The sequence below is a fragment of the Pseudoalteromonas sp. XI10 genome, from assembly GCF_001469895.1.
Classification (GTDB): Bacteria; Pseudomonadota; Gammaproteobacteria; order Enterobacterales; family Alteromonadaceae; genus Pseudoalteromonas.
In genome coordinates this window covers 263,222-277,940 of the sequence record NZ_LOPY01000019.1, presented here as the reverse complement: position 1 = coordinate 277,940, position 14,719 = coordinate 263,222, and the positions used below count along the sequence as shown (strand labels likewise).

Here is a 14,719-nt window from a genome sequence, read left to right as displayed (position 1 = left end):
CGCTAACCTGCTTTATTTTGTTGGCTTAACTCATAAGCCGCTACCACTCTATTTCGACCTTGCTGTTTGGCTTGGTATAGCGCATCGTCAGCACGCTTAATAAAGTTTTTAAGGGTTTGGTTTGGCATGTAGCAAGCAACACCAATACTAATGGTCAGATTGATTGCTTCCTCATCAATGTTGTGGATAGTCGTTGATAACTGCTCGCGCAGCATATCTGCAAATTCATATGCACTCTGCGGGTCGCTATCAGGTAAGAAAATAGCAAACTCCTCACCACCAATACGAAAAACATAGCCTCTGTTAATACGCTGTCTAAAGAAACTGGTTACATCAATTAAAATGCGATCGCCCACTTCATGGCCATATTGATCATTTATATTCTTAAAGTAATCAAGGTCGAGCATTAAGATGAACAAACCATTTTTGTTTTTTAGCTCAACTTCAAAATAATGGGTCATCGCTAAGCGGTTACCAGCTCCGGTTAAAGGGTCTAGTAACGCTAAGTTCTCAAGCCGCTTACCATATTGTGCACGGCTATTTTCAAAGGTATGAGAGACTGCCCATATACTTATGTAAGTGAATGAAAAATTGAGTAAAAAGTTGACACTATTGAGTGGTTCAAGACTTGGCTTGGTTAATAGAACAACCCCTTGCACTACAGCCACTAGAAGCGACAAAACTTTGCCGTATTGCTTACCTAATAACAGATAAAATAAAACCGGTAGTGAGCACGTCCAAATGAACAACAAACTTTTTATATTACTAAGGTAAGTACCTAACGTGATAAGTAGTGTTAAAAACACGCATAAGGTAAGAGACTGCCAAAGATGACCATTGCGTTTTCGGGTATAAAAAAATATATAAAAACAAAACGAAGCAAAGACGACTTCTAACGCACCTAGAACTACAAAGTCATTTATAAATAGATTAAAAACCGCGAACACGCCAGCCAATACACCCAAACAAAAGCCCATCCATTTAAGAACGTTATTTCGTAAAGCCTGAGTGCCTCTTAGCGCCCCAATATCCATCAGGTTTCTCGTTATTGTTTAAGTTGCCTAATTTTAACGCGAAACAATAAATTTAGGAACAAGTTATTAAGTAAACTTGCATAAAAATGCAAACGTTTACATAAACACCAGAAAAACTAATGCTTTTTAACTTTTATTTTCAAATAATAAACTGTGCTAAAAGGTGCTAAGTAGCAGCGATTTTACATCGCGCCAATGTACACCTAGTAACTAGCACCTAATCATCAATCAAGTCACTTACCTCTTCAATTAACTCATCAAACTCATCGTGAATATTACGGCGTTGTTTATCGGTTAATGTAGGCTTTAGTTCTAATAACAAGTTAATGTAGTTATCAAGATTTTTGTCATCGGCGGCAATTAACTCATCGCTCATAAAGGAATAACGATCATTAATGATAACAGCAAGTTGTTGGTTAAAGTCTGCTGGTTTTTGCTTTTGCATAAACAGCGTTTTTAATGTGTCTAAACGCTTTTGTTTGTATTGCATCCACAGTAAAAATGTACTGACTCGAGTATTTGATGAGTTCTCTATCAATGTTTGTTGCTGTGCAGATAGCTTGGTACCGAACCACTCTTTGTAGTTTTCAAGGTTTTCTTCTAAACGTTCTTTTTTATGTTGCTCAGGCGATTTCTCTTCGTGTTCTTTGTACTCATCATTAATGTTTTCTTGCAGTGCAGCAACAAATTCAACTCGCTGTTCATATGAAAGAGAGTTTGCTAAATCAATAAGTTCAGGCTCGATTTTATCAACCAGCGTTTGCCAATGCTGCTTTGCTTGTACGAAGTGTTCTTTAAGTTCGTTATGATCAACTTGCTTATCTAACATGGCCTTTAAGCTTTCAAGATCACGTTTGTATAGAGGGAGTTGTGTTTCTCGATGCCAATCGCGGCTGGTTTTGACGATATGCTTAAATTTATCAGTTTGGTCGCTGTCTAGGTCAACATAATCATCAATCCAAAACCCTGATAACCAGCCTAAGTTATTGTAAGTGAAGCTAGGAGAACACCCAGCAGCTGTGAATAACAAACTAAATACGATTAGATACTTTGATAGCTTTTTCATTGTAGTTTTTTCAAATCCTGTTAAAAACAAAGTAAACATACCACCGAGAACAAATATTCAGCAATAGCAATTAAATGAAATTAATTATCATTTAGGTATTGACGAACAGCTAAACCTAAGTAATAATCGTTATCAACAACTTGGTTAATTAAACAATTCTCACGACATCATCATGCTGTTAAAGGCTTTGATGCTGTTTAACCAAGTTAGTTCAAGACGTAACTCTTGATTGTCACCTGTTTCCTCGACCCAAACATAGACATAAAACGTTACACTTTACTTGCTACATTGCTCATATCGGTGACGGTAGATATGACACGAAAAAGCCCGCTACGGGCTTTTTTTATTTCTTTAAATTTTCTGTAAAATCTGTATCTTAAGCCTACTTGTTAATTGCAAAGCTTGCCGCTGTCTATAAATTGGGCATTTGCAGCTGTTAGGGCTAAACTAAAAGTGATGTTTTGCTCAGTGGCTGTTTGGCAATGCATTTTATCAATAGCTCAATGCTTTGCTATTGATACCTAACACACATTTGGAGGCAGACTATGATCAAGCCTAATTTTAAAACACTATTGCTCGCTAGCACGTTAATCTTGTCACCTTTAGCAAATGCCAGTCTTGAAGATGCCCAATTAGCGGCGAATGAAGGTCGTTTTGAAGAAGCACTTCATGAATTTAATTACCTTGCAGACAGAGGTTATGCCCCTGCAATGTATGAGCTTGCTAAAATGTATGAAGGTGGTTTTGGTGTAAAACGCAACTACCAAAAAGCGGCAGAGTTGTACGAGAAGGCAGTAAAAAAAGTACATGCTGATTCAATGTTCGCATTGGGTGTACTTTATCAAGAAGGTAAAGGTGTCAAACTTGATAAAGAAAAAGCGATTTCACTATTTGAAATGGCATCACAAAAAAATCACCCAGCAGCTCAGTTTAATTTAGGGGTTATGTACGCCAATGGTGAAGGGGTAATTCAAGATTACCGTACAGCGCTCAGCTGGTACCAAAAAGCGGCAGCAAATAACTTTACTCTTGCTCAGTTTAATATGGCATTGATGTATTACGAGGGTTTAGGTGTTCCTAAGAACCTCGAGAAATCATATATTTGGAATACCATTGCTGAATACAACGGCAACATGGATGCAAGCCATAGCCGTAAGCTTGATGAGCGCAATATGATGCCTGCAGAAATTGAAGCTGCGAAAGAAAAAGCAGACGCGATTTATGCAAAAATTCAGGCTGGTTTATACGCACCTGACGGGCGTCTATAACAAGCAGTGTACTTGCGCTTAACGGCGCAAGTACATCCATTTTAATAATTTGATCAGCGACTTATTTTGCTTTAACAATAAGCTGGTACGTGGATTAAACTTACCTGATACTAGGGTATTTCGTGCGTGGCTAAAGGTTTTAAAGCCTTCAATGCCATGATAGTGCCCCATCCCTGACTCACCAATACCACCAAACGGTAACTGATCTGCTGTTACCTGCATCAGTACATCGTTAATTGCCAATGTACCACTTCTGATTGATGAACTTAACTTACTGATTTTGTCTTTGTCATGACCCAAAATGTATAAGGCAAGAGGTGATGAATCGGCGTTGATAGTGTCAATCACCTGTTGCAGTGATTCATAACTCACAATAGGCAGTAAAGGACCAAAGATCTCATCTTGCATTACCTGCATATCGTCATTTACTTGCGTTAAAATATGCAAACCCATGCGATGTTTAAGTTCATCGATTTGATGCCCTTCTATTGGCTCAAACACTTGAGCCCCTTTGTCTTTTGCATCATTTAATGTCGCAATTAAACGTTGGTATTGCCTATCAGAGACAATAGACGTTAGGTTTTTACCTTCAACACCTTGTTTAAAATGCTTTTTATACAGCTCGCATAGCTGCAACACTAACTGATGCTCAAGTTTTTTGGGCACAAACACATAATCAGGCGCGACACATATTTGCCCTGCGTTGTTTAACTTGCCAAATAACAGGGTTTTTGCAGCCTCTTTGATATTCACATCATCAAGAATCACAACCGGTGATTTACCGCCTAACTCAAGGGTCACTGGGGTGAGGTTTTTACTGGCCGCTTGCATCACTTTACGCCCTACTGAAGTTGAGCCAGTAAATAGTAAATGAGCAAAAGGTAAATCACAAAAAGAGGCGGCTGTGTCGGCTTCGCCTTCAACAATAATGCAGTGCTCAGCAACGTCACCGTCCATTATCTGCTTAATAACAGCATTAGTATGTGGGGTAAATTCGCTTAGTTTTAACATCACGCGATTACCCGCCGCTAATGCGCTAAGAGCCGGTACTAATGCTAATTGAATGGGGTAATTCCAAGGTGCAATAACACCCACGACTCCTTTAGGTTGGTAATGAATATGTGCCGATGAAGGCCATAAACTGATACCCACACTGCGTGATTCGTTTCGTGACCATTTAGGTAAGCGCTTTATGGTGTCAGTTAATGATTTTACCGTTGGCAATAAGTCACCCAGTACCGTATCGAACTCGGTACGGTAACCAAAGTCTTTACTTGTTGCTGCAACTAAGGCTTGCTCATTTTCAATTAGGCGGGATTTAATCGTTTTTAAAAGCTTTATACGCTGATCAATGGCTAAATAAGGCTCGGCCAAAAAAGCATCGTTGAGTTTTATAAATTCACTCTGTAATTGTGCGTGTATATCAGTCAAAACATCATCTCTTGATAAACGATTTTATCCACTATAACTAGCTATATTTATCTGAGCAACTTAATAAATGTAAAAACAGCGCTCATAGTGAGCGCTGTTATTGGTTGGAATAGGTTGAAAACTTAAAGGCTTAACTAAAAACCAAATACCACTGCGGCAATAGTCATCGTAACTACCGTGATCATCGCAATAGCAATTATGTTCAGTGCAAAGCCAGAGCGGATCATATCGCGCATTTGAATTTGCCCAGAGCCGAACACTATCGCATTAGGCGGTGTCGCAACTGGCATCATAAACGCACAGCTACACGCAATAGCCGCAGGAATGACCCATACCAGCGGTGTACCAAATACTGACTCAGCAACAGGGCCTAATAGTGGTAAGAAACCGGCCGCTGTAGCTGTGTTACTAGTGATCTCAGTTAAGAAAGTAATTAAGGTTGCCACTGCTAGAACACTTAATACCAATGGAATTGCACTCGCCCCTTCAATCATGTGAGCAATATATTCAGCTAAGCCTGAAGATTTGATTTGCGCAGCCAGTGTTAAACCACCACCGAATAGAAGCAACACGCCCCACGGTACTTTAGCGGCACTTTCCCAATCAAGAATACGCTCACCATCACCTTTGTTTGCTGGTAACACGAACAATAATAATGCTGCCGCAATAGCAATACCCGTATCAGAGATTTTTAAGCCCGATAAGTCGGCAAGTACAGGTCTGAAGATCCAGCATACTGCCGCTAAAACGAACACGGCTGCTACGCCTTTTTCAGCGCGCTGCATTGCACCAAGCTCTTGTAACTGCGACAAGAATAACGACTTAGTATCTTTACTTGCAGCTTTGGCACAATCTGTATCTACTTTATAGGCAAACTTAGTTAACCAAACCCAACATAAAGCCAGCATAACAGTTGCAAGAGGTACACCTACTTTCATCCACTCAGCAAAGCCAATATCAATTTTGTAGCTGTCTGATAAATACGCAGCCATAAGTGCATTTGGTGGGGTACCAATTAAAGTAGCAATACCACCGATACTTGCACCATAAGCGATTGATAATAACAATGCTTTACCAAATTGATCATTTTCAGGGTTAGACTGTTTAACCAACATAGTAATCGACATAGCAATTGGTAACATCATCACAGCAGTTGCTGTGTTTGACATCCACATTGATAAAAATGCCGTTACTAACATCATGGCTAAAATTTGTAGGCTAGGCTTAGTACCAGCACGAAGCATGGTATTAAGTGCAATACGCTTATGTAAACCCCAACGCTCCATCGCGATTGAGATCAAAAAGCCGCCTAAGAATAAAAAGATCAAAGGGTGTGCATAAGGTGACGCGACCCCTTTGATTGCTGCAATGCCAGCAAGAGGTGATATAACCAGTGGCAATAATGAAGTAGCAGGAATTGGCACAACTTCGCTTACCCACCAAGAAGCCATCCAAAATGCAAGGCCTGCGGTACGTAGTGCTGATACACTCATACCCGCTGGTGGATCGATTAAGCAAGTTAATAACATCACTAATGGGCCCAGTAGTAACATCACTGTGCTCATTAATGGGCGTGGCTGTGAGCCATCTTTTGTTTGATTTACTAATGACATACCGACTCCTTAGAACTTGTATTTAAGGCCAATTGCAACGCTGTTATCTGATTCAAGTTCTAAATCTAAATCAGTATAGAATAAGTATGCTGTGGTTTGTTTATCAAAAACATAGTCAACACCTGCTGTCCATTGTTTACCTTCTTCAGCATGGCGAATTTTTGAGTCGTCTTTAACATATTGCAGCTTAGGTACCCATTTATCGATTGCATAGCTTGCGCTAAGTGCATAGCCATTACCTTCTTTCGTACCGTCGGTTGATTCGCTGCGCTGGAATAAACCAGCTAACTGTAAGTTTTCAAGTTTCCATGCTGCAACCACACGGCTTGCCGTCAACTTGTTAAGTGCATCAACATGGCTGATAGCAACATAATAGTCTTTAGATTTTAATGCACGGTCACCATAAATAACCGTTGCCGCAAAGCCATCTTCATCGTTGCTACTGTCATCTTTTGGTGCATAAGTTAGTGCAAGTGATGCGCCTCCGTATGTTTTTGAGCTGTAGGTAATGGTATCGCCGATACGGTCTTGACCTGGGATCAGCTGTGCAATATCTGCTTGGGTTTCGTTAAAACCGTCTACTTTACCTTCTGAGTATTTAAAACGAGTGTCGTTACGACCTACAACCACTTCACCAAAATCGCCTGCAAGCCCTAAGTAAGTATTACGAGCTGAAAATGGCTCGCTGGTATCGTCATGTTCAAAACCTTTTACTTGTACTTCATATTTGAATACTGCTTTGAGCGACTCAGTTAGTTTGTGGCTACCTTTAATACCAATACGAGAAAAAGGTGCTTCTATTTGCGTACCTTCATCTGCATAACGCATAACGCCTGTATCTGTGTTTGCTATTTGAACTTCTGCTTTACCGTATACCGCGTAGTCTGCTGCCATTGCTGAGCCAGCTGTGCTCGCTAAAATCACAGCCGCCGCTACGCGTGTTTTTGTATGAGTGAATATTGTTGTCATTATGCGCCCCTTATTAGGTTCAAATTGTTGTTCCTAACTATTAAGGCAAGTTGGTTGCCAACTTAGTTAATTTTAAAAAAGCTGTTAAATAACAGTAAATTAACTTTATTGACGTAAAAAGAGCTGTTTTTTATGGGTGGATATCCACACATTTTTAAAAACATGCTGTCACCAGTTCCACCCATTGGGAAGAGTTTAATGTGAGAGGGTTGCTTAGTCTTTGAACATTTCGCGATTAATACCGTACTTGGTCATCTTGTCGTAAAGAGTTTTACGAGCAATTTGTAATGTAGCCATAGTCTCTTTTATGCTGCCGTTATTACGCTCGAGCGCTTCTTCGATAAGAGATTGCTCATAAAAGCTAATTTTCTCGGCAAGGCTTAAGTCTTGAGCAAGCTCGTTGTCACTGTTTGCATCACTGTACGAGGCAAAGGCCAGATCAGAGCCTAGCAATACCGCACGTTCAGCCTGATTTCTAAGCTCTCGCACATTACCCGGCCAATCGTAGGCAAGAAGTCGCTGCTTTGCTTCACTACTTAGTGGTGCAGGTGGTTTATGAAAACGTGTCGCCGCTATCGAGCTAAAATGTTTAAACAAAAGTGGAATATCAGCCTTTCTGTCTCGTAATGCCGGAATACTCACTTTAACTAAGTTTAAGCGGTAATATAAATCAGCTCTAAACTCCCCTGCTTCGACCAGTGTCATTAAGTCTACTTTGGTGGCTGCAACTATACGCACGTCTAAATCAATGGCGTGGTTATCACCTACAGGCGTTACTTTACGCTCTTCAAGCACCCTTAATAACTTTACTTGTAAACTTGCAGGCGTTGACTCTATTTCATCTAAAAAGACAGTACCGCCTTTAGCAAATTCAAATTTACCTTGGCGAGATTGCGTAGCACCTGTATATGCGCCACTGGCTGCACCAAAGAGTTCGCTTTCGATGAGCTGTTCGGGGATTGCGCCGCAGTTTATGGCAACAAAATTAGCTGCCGATCTGTTACTTTGATCATGTAAGTAACGGGCAACTAACTCCTTACCTGTGCCTGTTTCACCTTCTATTAAAACATCAGCGGGAGTATCGATAACCGCATTGAGTAAATGCATCATTTGTTGCATTTGCTCAGTTTCACCTAAAATTCGCACACCCGGCGCAGAGGTTTTCTCTACTGCGATTTTTAAGGCTCGGTTTTCCATCACTAAAGCACGTTTTTCTGAAGCGCGCGCGATACAGTCTAACAATTGCTCTGTCAGTGGCTTTTCGAATAAATCATAAGCGCCTAGTTGCATAGCTTTAACGGCTACAGATACATCAGCAAAGCCAGTCAGGAAAATAACCGGCAGTTCACTATCAAATGCCTTAACTTGTTCTAAAAATGCCAAACCGTCCATTTTTGGCATGTTTATGTCGCTTAATACAATTCCCTCAAAGCGACGACTCAATTTTGACAGTGCCGCTGTAGGCTCACTAAAACACTGAACTTGATAACCTTCAATCTCAAGGAGTTGCTTTAATGAATCGCGTATCACCGCTTCGTCATCAATAACGATTACCTGATTACAGGTCGCTGCAACTACACTCATGATGGTTCCTTATTTGTTTGTAAGGTTATTATAAATTGTGCGCCGCCTTCAGGGCGGTTATGCGCCGATAATCGACCGTTAAATGAGTCGATAATTTGTCGTGAAATAGATAAGCCTAAACCTAAACCGTTACTGGTTTTAGTACTGTAAAATGGCTCAAAGATGTTACCCAATGCATGTTGATCAATACCTGGGCCTGTATCAAGAATTGATAGCTTCACTCGGTCGTCGAATAGTTCGAGATCAAAACTTAATTCACGCTTTTCAGATTCACTCATTGCTTGGCTAGCATTGGTGATCACGTTGACCAAGACTTGTTCAAACTTAACGCTATCGACCCACACCGTTATGTTTGCATCAATATCAGCAGCTTTTACCTCGATATCGTCTTGCTTTAACTGGGCGCTGGCGATCATTAACGCATTTTTTAACATGCTCGCTAAGCTTTGCTGCCTAAGTTGGGTTTGTGCGGGTTTACTAAAATGCTTAAGCTGAGCGACAATTTTGTGGACACGCTCTATTAAAGATTGCACCAGCACTAAATTTTCGCTGGCTTGCTCAATATTGCCTTTAATAAGCAGCCTCTTTGCACTTACTAAATAAGTGTTCATGGCACTTAAGGGCTGATTAATTTCATGGTTAATGCCCGCACTTAATTGACCTATCGTTGCAAGCTTAGCTGTTTGGATCAGTGCTTTTTGCGCTTTTTCGAGCGCTTGGGTTCGTTCAATTACTTCTTGCTCAAGGCTATGTCTTGAAAACAAGAGCTTTTTGTAGCCCGCAAAGCGCACCATCGCCATATGAATTAACACCACTGCAATAGCATAAAACACACTAAACCAAAGCAGCCGAGGTATTTGTGCAAGCTCCACATTAGTCACATCCACCAGCACACTGGCTTTAGCGTTTATAATATCTATTGTTTCGGTGGCGCTAATAAAGCGCGCTTGCTTGCCATTAAGTTGAATATTTTGCTGCGCGGTTTGTTCACTTAAAAGCTTATGGTTATGATTAAGTAAACTCGGTTTATGAGACAAGTATCGGCGCGACTTAACCAAAGCAGCCATTTGTTCGTCGTTAAGCGATTCAAGTGACTTTAATCGCCAGTCCTCAACATCCGACATCACAATAACACTATCTTCTAGTGCAATATAAAAGTGGGTGCTGTCTGATGCATTTAGTAGCTGGCGGTCTTGTTCAAACTTTTTAGCATTCACTTTTAAAGTGACAACGGCAATAACTTTGCCTTTATCAATAACCGGCTCTGAAAAGTAAATGCCCCGCTCACTTGAGCGCATACCTAAAGCAAAATAAGCTACTTTTTCACCTTGCTTGGCTAAATAAAAATAAGGCCGAAAAGCAAAGTTACTACCCAAAAAGGTGTAATCAACTTGCCAGTTACTACTTGCCACCACCGAGCCTGTTAAATCCATTAAATAGACATCTGATGCACCACTGGCACGTTGAATATCTTCTAAATAATAATTAACAGCCTGCTCGCCTATTCCTTGCTTAACCACAAAAGATTTAACTAAATCATTGGCACTGACTAAGGTCGGAATTGTTTTAAATCGGGCTAATTCGCTTGAAAAATAATGACTTAACTGAGTAGCTTGAACACGGCTTTGTTGCTCTGCTTGTTGATAGTCATGAGCGCGTCCAACGTAAAAAACTAATACAAGCAACAATAAAAGCATTGCACCTGCAATAACTAACTTTTTACTTAATGACGACATTCAAACCTTTGAGAGCAGCGCAACTAAAAATTGAACTGGTAGTGTAACGATAAATCTTCTGTTGTACCAGCGACAGCGCCATTGTCCATACGTGGATCAAACACATTATATTTTTTACCTAACAGGTTTTCTGCTTTAAGCATTAGTTGACTGTTTGCGTTTAACTGCCATTTTAAGCTGCCACCTAATAAGCTATAGGCAGACTGTTCAAAGTGAGCACCGGTAACTGAACTTACTTCTACTTTATCACGCCATAGTAGGTTTAAACTCACTTGCCAGCTGTCAGATAAATTATAACTACTCACTAAGCTTGCAAAACGCTTAAAGCTCGCATTAATTGGGTCTTCAAAGTATTGCGTATAGGTACCTGTTACAGAGAACTCTTTACTTGATTGCCAAGTACCATCAAGCTCAATACCACTGTTTTGAGTATTAAATGAGTTTGTAAAAGTAAACAAGGCATCATTAGATTGCGTTGGCTCAATATTTATAAAATCATTGAGTTCATTATAAAAAAGCACCGCATTAGCTTGTAACTCTGAGGTTTGATAATGCCAAACAAGCTCAGTGGTTTTTACCGACTCAGAGCGAAGTGATGGGTTACCTACGGTGACATCATCATTTGAAAAAAGCTCATTAGTAACCGGGGTTCTGAACGATTCGCCATATTGTAGTTTAACGGTATGCTCTGGGTTTATTACATAAACGCCGGCAAGGCGAGGCGAAAGTTTACTGTCGATGTCTTTTACATCGTCATAGCGCGCCCCTACAAATAAAGTAAGTGCATCTGAATAAGGTATTTTTAACTGCCCGTAGGCGCTATATGTTTCGAATGTATATTTAAGTGATGCAAATTCAGGAAAGTCCATCACCGTCGCAATACCTTGCTGATAATAAGCGGGGTCAATAATGACTAACATCGACTCATCATCATAGTAATTAGTACGTACCCCAGCTTCGACTTGTTTAGCCTCTGCGTATTCTATACCCGCGGCAAGCTGCCATTGATTATCAAACTGATAACTCAGTTCAGTTTCAAATTTGCTATCGGTTGTTTGCCAAGCTGGGCCAAGTAAAAAGTCAGGTATATCGTCAAAAGCAGCGATTAAACCAGCACTAGAGATATTATGTTTAGTGTACGAGTAACTGGAGTCTAGCTTTAACTTATCGTTATTAATCCAGTTATATTTAATGCCAACAAAGGTGTTATCACTGGTGTGTTGATTTTGTGTTGAATAGCCAGCAAGGTTTAAAAATTCATCAAGGGATGTTTCGTTGTAACGAGCACGTAATTGCAGCTTTTTGTAATCAACACCTGCTTCTAGGTAAAGCGCCTCAAGAGGATCTTTTACTCCTTGCGGGTAGCTTTCGCCGTCTTTTTGGTCATACGAAAAACTCGCAAAGAGAGCACTATCATCACTTAAAGAGGTATTAAACTGCCCTGTTGCCCCATAGCGACCATTGTTGCCAACCACAAGCTGCAGTGCATTTCGTTCTTTAGAGGTAACAATATTCATCACCCCTAAAAACGCATTACTGCCATACAGCGCCGAGCCTGGACCGCGAATAAACTCTATTTTTTCAATGACTTCAATAGGTATATAAGGCATGTAAACAGAAGCTTTACCAAATGATGACTCATTGACACGCTCACCATTGATCATCACCAGTACATTACCGCTATCAAGATATACACCTCGAGCATGATCTTTAGGCACGGCACCAACCCAATCACCACGGGTAGATTGCATACCTGGCACAAAGTTCATTACCTCATAGGCGTTATCAACACCAAGGGCTTGAATTTGTTTACGGCTAAATACACTCATTGTCGAGGGAACAGATGACAGGGTTTCGCTGGTTTTACTAGCAATATCGACTTGTACATTAAGTAAGTCTTCAAAACTTAAAGAGAATAAGTCTTGCTCATCAGTCGCGTTTGCAACCAGTGGAATGGTTGAGGCAACTGCAATTGAAAAAAGTGCTGAACATCTTAAAAGCTTCACGCTGCGAGATACCTGTACTAATAGCCTATGCTGCAAAAGCAACACCTTGTTTACACTATTAATACAAAAGATTGGCAAGCTTGCAATGTTTTTATAGTTTTAGTTGAAGAGTTCTCGGAAGTAGATACAAAAAAACCCACTTTCAGATAAAAATGGGTTTTAATTTTATTGAGCTAAGCTTAATTAAGCTGTTTCAACATTAGCAGTACGCTTTGCCTTGATGTACTTATATAAACCGATAAGTGACGCCGCTATCCAGAAAATTTCGATAACAAAACTAGCAAGGTTAAAGTTATAACAAAGACTAATTAGTAACAGAATCGCGCCTGTTAAGTTCATCATGTTATACACAAGGCCGGTTGGCGATGCTTTATTCAGTTGTAATAAAAAGAAAGCACCAACCACTAAGAATGTGCCTGTCATACCAATAATATCAAATAAAAGTGCTATCACGTGCGTGAATCCATTTTGTTCATGTGTTTATACCCATACAACTGGCCCAATCCATGGGGAGGGTTGTTTTCATTCATTGAAACAGCAAACCGGTCAATAGTATCAGAGCATGAGGGATAAACGAGGATAAATGTCCGTATTTTAATTACAGTTAATATTTACTCAAAGCAAATACTCAGATCTTCATGGTTAAGCTGCTCTAGCTTTGTCAAAGATGATTGACAAAATTCAGTGGTATACATGGTTTTAAACTCCGCAGGCACTTCATTTACCCACCAAGAGGCTTGATCAGCAATAGATAAAGAAAGGTAAAAAACATCAAACTTTAGACCATCTGCCACATAAAAGGATGATTTTCCTACATGAGTAGTGTCACTTTCTATTTTCAATATGCTGTTTGGGGACTCGACAGTAATCCAATCAAATTGGACGACATTAGCTTCATTTTTTATAGGCTTAAGTCTAAATGCGCCATATTTGTATAGGTTATCGCTTGGGTTTATAGTTCTTACGAACACATATTCATTGATGTTTATTTTTGAAGCTGTCTCTCCACACGAAGTCAAAATGGGAAAAGTCCCAAAAACCATAAGCAAGGCAGCAAATGCATGTTTAACCAAGTTAATCTTTTCCTTCTTGATTATGTTTCCCAGTAAAGCAAATTTACAGAAATGGTATTAATACTCTTTAACCAACTTTAAATTAAACATCAAAAATGTGGCAAATACTAATCTACTTATGGGTCACTTTACCACCGATGATTTTTAGAGCAGGTGCGCCGCGGATCATGGTTTCACGGGCGAATTGACGTTGGCAGTCAGGGCAGATACCTGTTTCATTGGTAAAGTCTTGGCTAATACGTTCAACAAAACATTTAACCAACGCCCCTTTTCCGCCTTTGCGGTATTTAAATAATTGGGTTTTACATTGTGAGCAAAAAATATCGACTGTTTTGGTCGGGCCTTTTTTGTTTGGTTTTGCCATTACAACTACATTGCTAAAATAAAACCTTACCTTAACATGTTAAGGCCAGAGCCCCAAAACTAAGCCGATAACAGAAAACTGTAATATTGAATAACTTGCATTAACTAAGAACAATTTTAATGGGCGTTGTTCAAAAATATAGCCAATACCTAAGGCACAGCTAACCCAGCACAAGCCAATAATAAACCCTGTGCCAACAGCCACTCCCACATTGACATTTGCGCCAATAAATAACGATAAACTAAATGCAATTAAACAACATAAAACAAAGCTGCCGCCAAACACCATAACCGGATTGATGCTCTGAAGGTCAAGCTCTGTTAAACCACAACTTTCCATCCAAATACGTTTAAAAAGCCAAGGTGAATACCACACAGCGCCCAATAAGAAAGATGCAAGGGCAGCAAAAAAGATCGCGAAGTAATTAAGTTCTGAAAAATGCATACGCCAGACTCATACAACTAACAGGTTTAATTTGACTTTAGTTAAGGATCAGCAATGCAGCAAATCAAAAAGGCTTAGTTTTGTACCTATTTATATATAAACCATACTTTAGAATTAACCGCAGAATTATT

General features: G+C 39.9%; 13 protein-coding genes. 1 reads left to right on the top strand and 12 read right to left on the bottom strand.

What is annotated here, in order from left to right:
- Positions 1 to 2: 2 nt before the first annotated feature.
- Together AUR67_RS04395 and AUR67_RS04390 are read right to left on the bottom strand one after the other, a co-directional pair.
- On the bottom strand, positions 3 to 1,034 hold the full coding sequence (locus AUR67_RS04395) for a GGDEF domain-containing protein (protein WP_058584273.1): 1,032 nt from the start codon (positions 1,032 to 1,034) through the stop codon (positions 3 to 5).
- Positions 1,035 to 1,251: 217 nt separating this feature from the next.
- On the bottom strand, positions 1,252 to 2,100 hold the full coding sequence (locus AUR67_RS04390) for a DUF6279 family lipoprotein (protein ID WP_058584272.1): 849 nt from the start codon (positions 2,098 to 2,100) through the stop codon (positions 1,252 to 1,254).
- A 545-nt stretch (positions 2,101 to 2,645) separates the two neighbouring features.
- Between AUR67_RS04390 and AUR67_RS04385 the strand changes: the two genes are divergently transcribed.
- Positions 2,646 to 3,368, top strand: a complete 723-nt coding sequence (locus AUR67_RS04385) for a tetratricopeptide repeat protein (RefSeq protein ID WP_058584271.1) — start codon at positions 2,646 to 2,648, stop codon at positions 3,366 to 3,368.
- Between the two features lie 18 nt (positions 3,369 to 3,386).
- On the opposite strand, the gene AUR67_RS04380 is transcribed toward AUR67_RS04385, so the two are convergent.
- From AUR67_RS04380 to AUR67_RS04335, 10 genes are all read right to left on the bottom strand, one after another.
- Positions 3,387 to 4,799 (bottom strand): coniferyl aldehyde dehydrogenase, encoded by a 1,413-nt coding sequence (locus AUR67_RS04380; RefSeq protein WP_058584270.1) that lies wholly within the window; start codon positions 4,797 to 4,799, stop codon positions 3,387 to 3,389.
- A gap of 134 nt (positions 4,800 to 4,933) precedes the next feature.
- Positions 4,934 to 6,364, bottom strand: coding sequence for an SLC13 family permease (locus tag AUR67_RS04375; protein ID WP_058584394.1), 1,431 nt, complete (start codon positions 6,362 to 6,364; stop codon positions 4,934 to 4,936).
- Between the two features lie 57 nt (positions 6,365 to 6,421).
- Complete coding sequence (locus AUR67_RS04370) at positions 6,422 to 7,381, bottom strand: porin (protein ID WP_058584269.1); 960 nt, start codon at positions 7,379 to 7,381, stop codon at positions 6,422 to 6,424.
- 213 nt (positions 7,382 to 7,594) lie between these two features.
- The gene (locus AUR67_RS04365; protein ID WP_058584268.1) at positions 7,595 to 8,965 is read right to left on the bottom strand and encodes a sigma-54-dependent transcriptional regulator; all 1,371 of its coding nucleotides are present in this window, start codon (positions 8,963 to 8,965) and stop codon (positions 7,595 to 7,597) included.
- Positions 8,962 to 10,701 (bottom strand): sensor histidine kinase, encoded by a 1,740-nt coding sequence (locus AUR67_RS04360; RefSeq protein WP_058584267.1) that lies wholly within the window; start codon positions 10,699 to 10,701, stop codon positions 8,962 to 8,964. Before AUR67_RS04360 ends, AUR67_RS04365 begins: the two co-directional genes overlap by 4 nt.
- 23 nt (positions 10,702 to 10,724) lie before the next feature.
- Positions 10,725 to 12,707, bottom strand: a complete 1,983-nt coding sequence (locus tag AUR67_RS04355; RefSeq protein ID WP_058584266.1) for a TonB-dependent receptor plug domain-containing protein — start codon at positions 12,705 to 12,707, stop codon at positions 10,725 to 10,727.
- A 183-nt stretch (positions 12,708 to 12,890) separates the two neighbouring features.
- Entirely contained in the window at positions 12,891 to 13,160 is a 270-nt protein-coding gene (locus tag AUR67_RS04350) for a CBU_0592 family membrane protein (RefSeq protein WP_054563978.1), read from the bottom strand.
- 158 nt (positions 13,161 to 13,318) lie between these two features.
- Positions 13,319 to 13,780, bottom strand: coding sequence for a hypothetical protein (locus AUR67_RS04345; protein ID WP_058584265.1), 462 nt, complete (start codon positions 13,778 to 13,780; stop codon positions 13,319 to 13,321).
- Positions 13,781 to 13,892: 112 nt separating this feature from the next.
- Positions 13,893 to 14,144 (bottom strand): hypothetical protein, encoded by a 252-nt coding sequence (locus AUR67_RS04340; protein WP_054563976.1) that lies wholly within the window; start codon positions 14,142 to 14,144, stop codon positions 13,893 to 13,895.
- Positions 14,145 to 14,183: 39 nt separating this feature from the next.
- Complete coding sequence (locus AUR67_RS04335) at positions 14,184 to 14,588, bottom strand: DUF1761 domain-containing protein (RefSeq protein WP_054563975.1); 405 nt, start codon at positions 14,586 to 14,588, stop codon at positions 14,184 to 14,186.
- Positions 14,589 to 14,719 lie beyond the last annotated feature (131 nt).

What these genes read in the sequence shown, in the direction of transcription:
- AUR67_RS04365 (WP_058584268.1), bottom strand. Translation starts at nt 8,965, where the DNA reads ATGAGTGTAGTTGCAGCGACCTGTAATCAGGTAATCGTTATTGATGAC.
- AUR67_RS04385 (WP_058584271.1), top strand. Translation starts at nt 2,646, where the DNA reads ATGATCAAGCCTAATTTTAAAACACTATTGCTCGCTAGCACGTTAATC.
- AUR67_RS04370 (WP_058584269.1), bottom strand. Translation starts at nt 7,381, where the DNA reads ATGACAACAATATTCACTCATACAAAAACACGCGTAGCGGCGGCTGTG.
- AUR67_RS04360 (WP_058584267.1), bottom strand. Translation starts at nt 10,701, where the DNA reads ATGTCGTCATTAAGTAAAAAGTTAGTTATTGCAGGTGCAATGCTTTTA.
- AUR67_RS04395 (WP_058584273.1), bottom strand. Translation starts at nt 1,034, where the DNA reads ATGGATATTGGGGCGCTAAGAGGCACTCAGGCTTTACGAAATAACGTT.
- AUR67_RS04340 (WP_054563976.1), bottom strand. Translation starts at nt 14,144, where the DNA reads ATGGCAAAACCAAACAAAAAAGGCCCGACCAAAACAGTCGATATTTTT.
- AUR67_RS04335 (WP_054563975.1), bottom strand. Translation starts at nt 14,588, where the DNA reads ATGCATTTTTCAGAACTTAATTACTTCGCGATCTTTTTTGCTGCCCTT.
- AUR67_RS04375 (WP_058584394.1), bottom strand. Translation starts at nt 6,364, where the DNA reads ATGAGCACAGTGATGTTACTACTGGGCCCATTAGTGATGTTATTAACT.
- AUR67_RS04390 (WP_058584272.1), bottom strand. Translation starts at nt 2,100, where the DNA reads ATGAAAAAGCTATCAAAGTATCTAATCGTATTTAGTTTGTTATTCACA.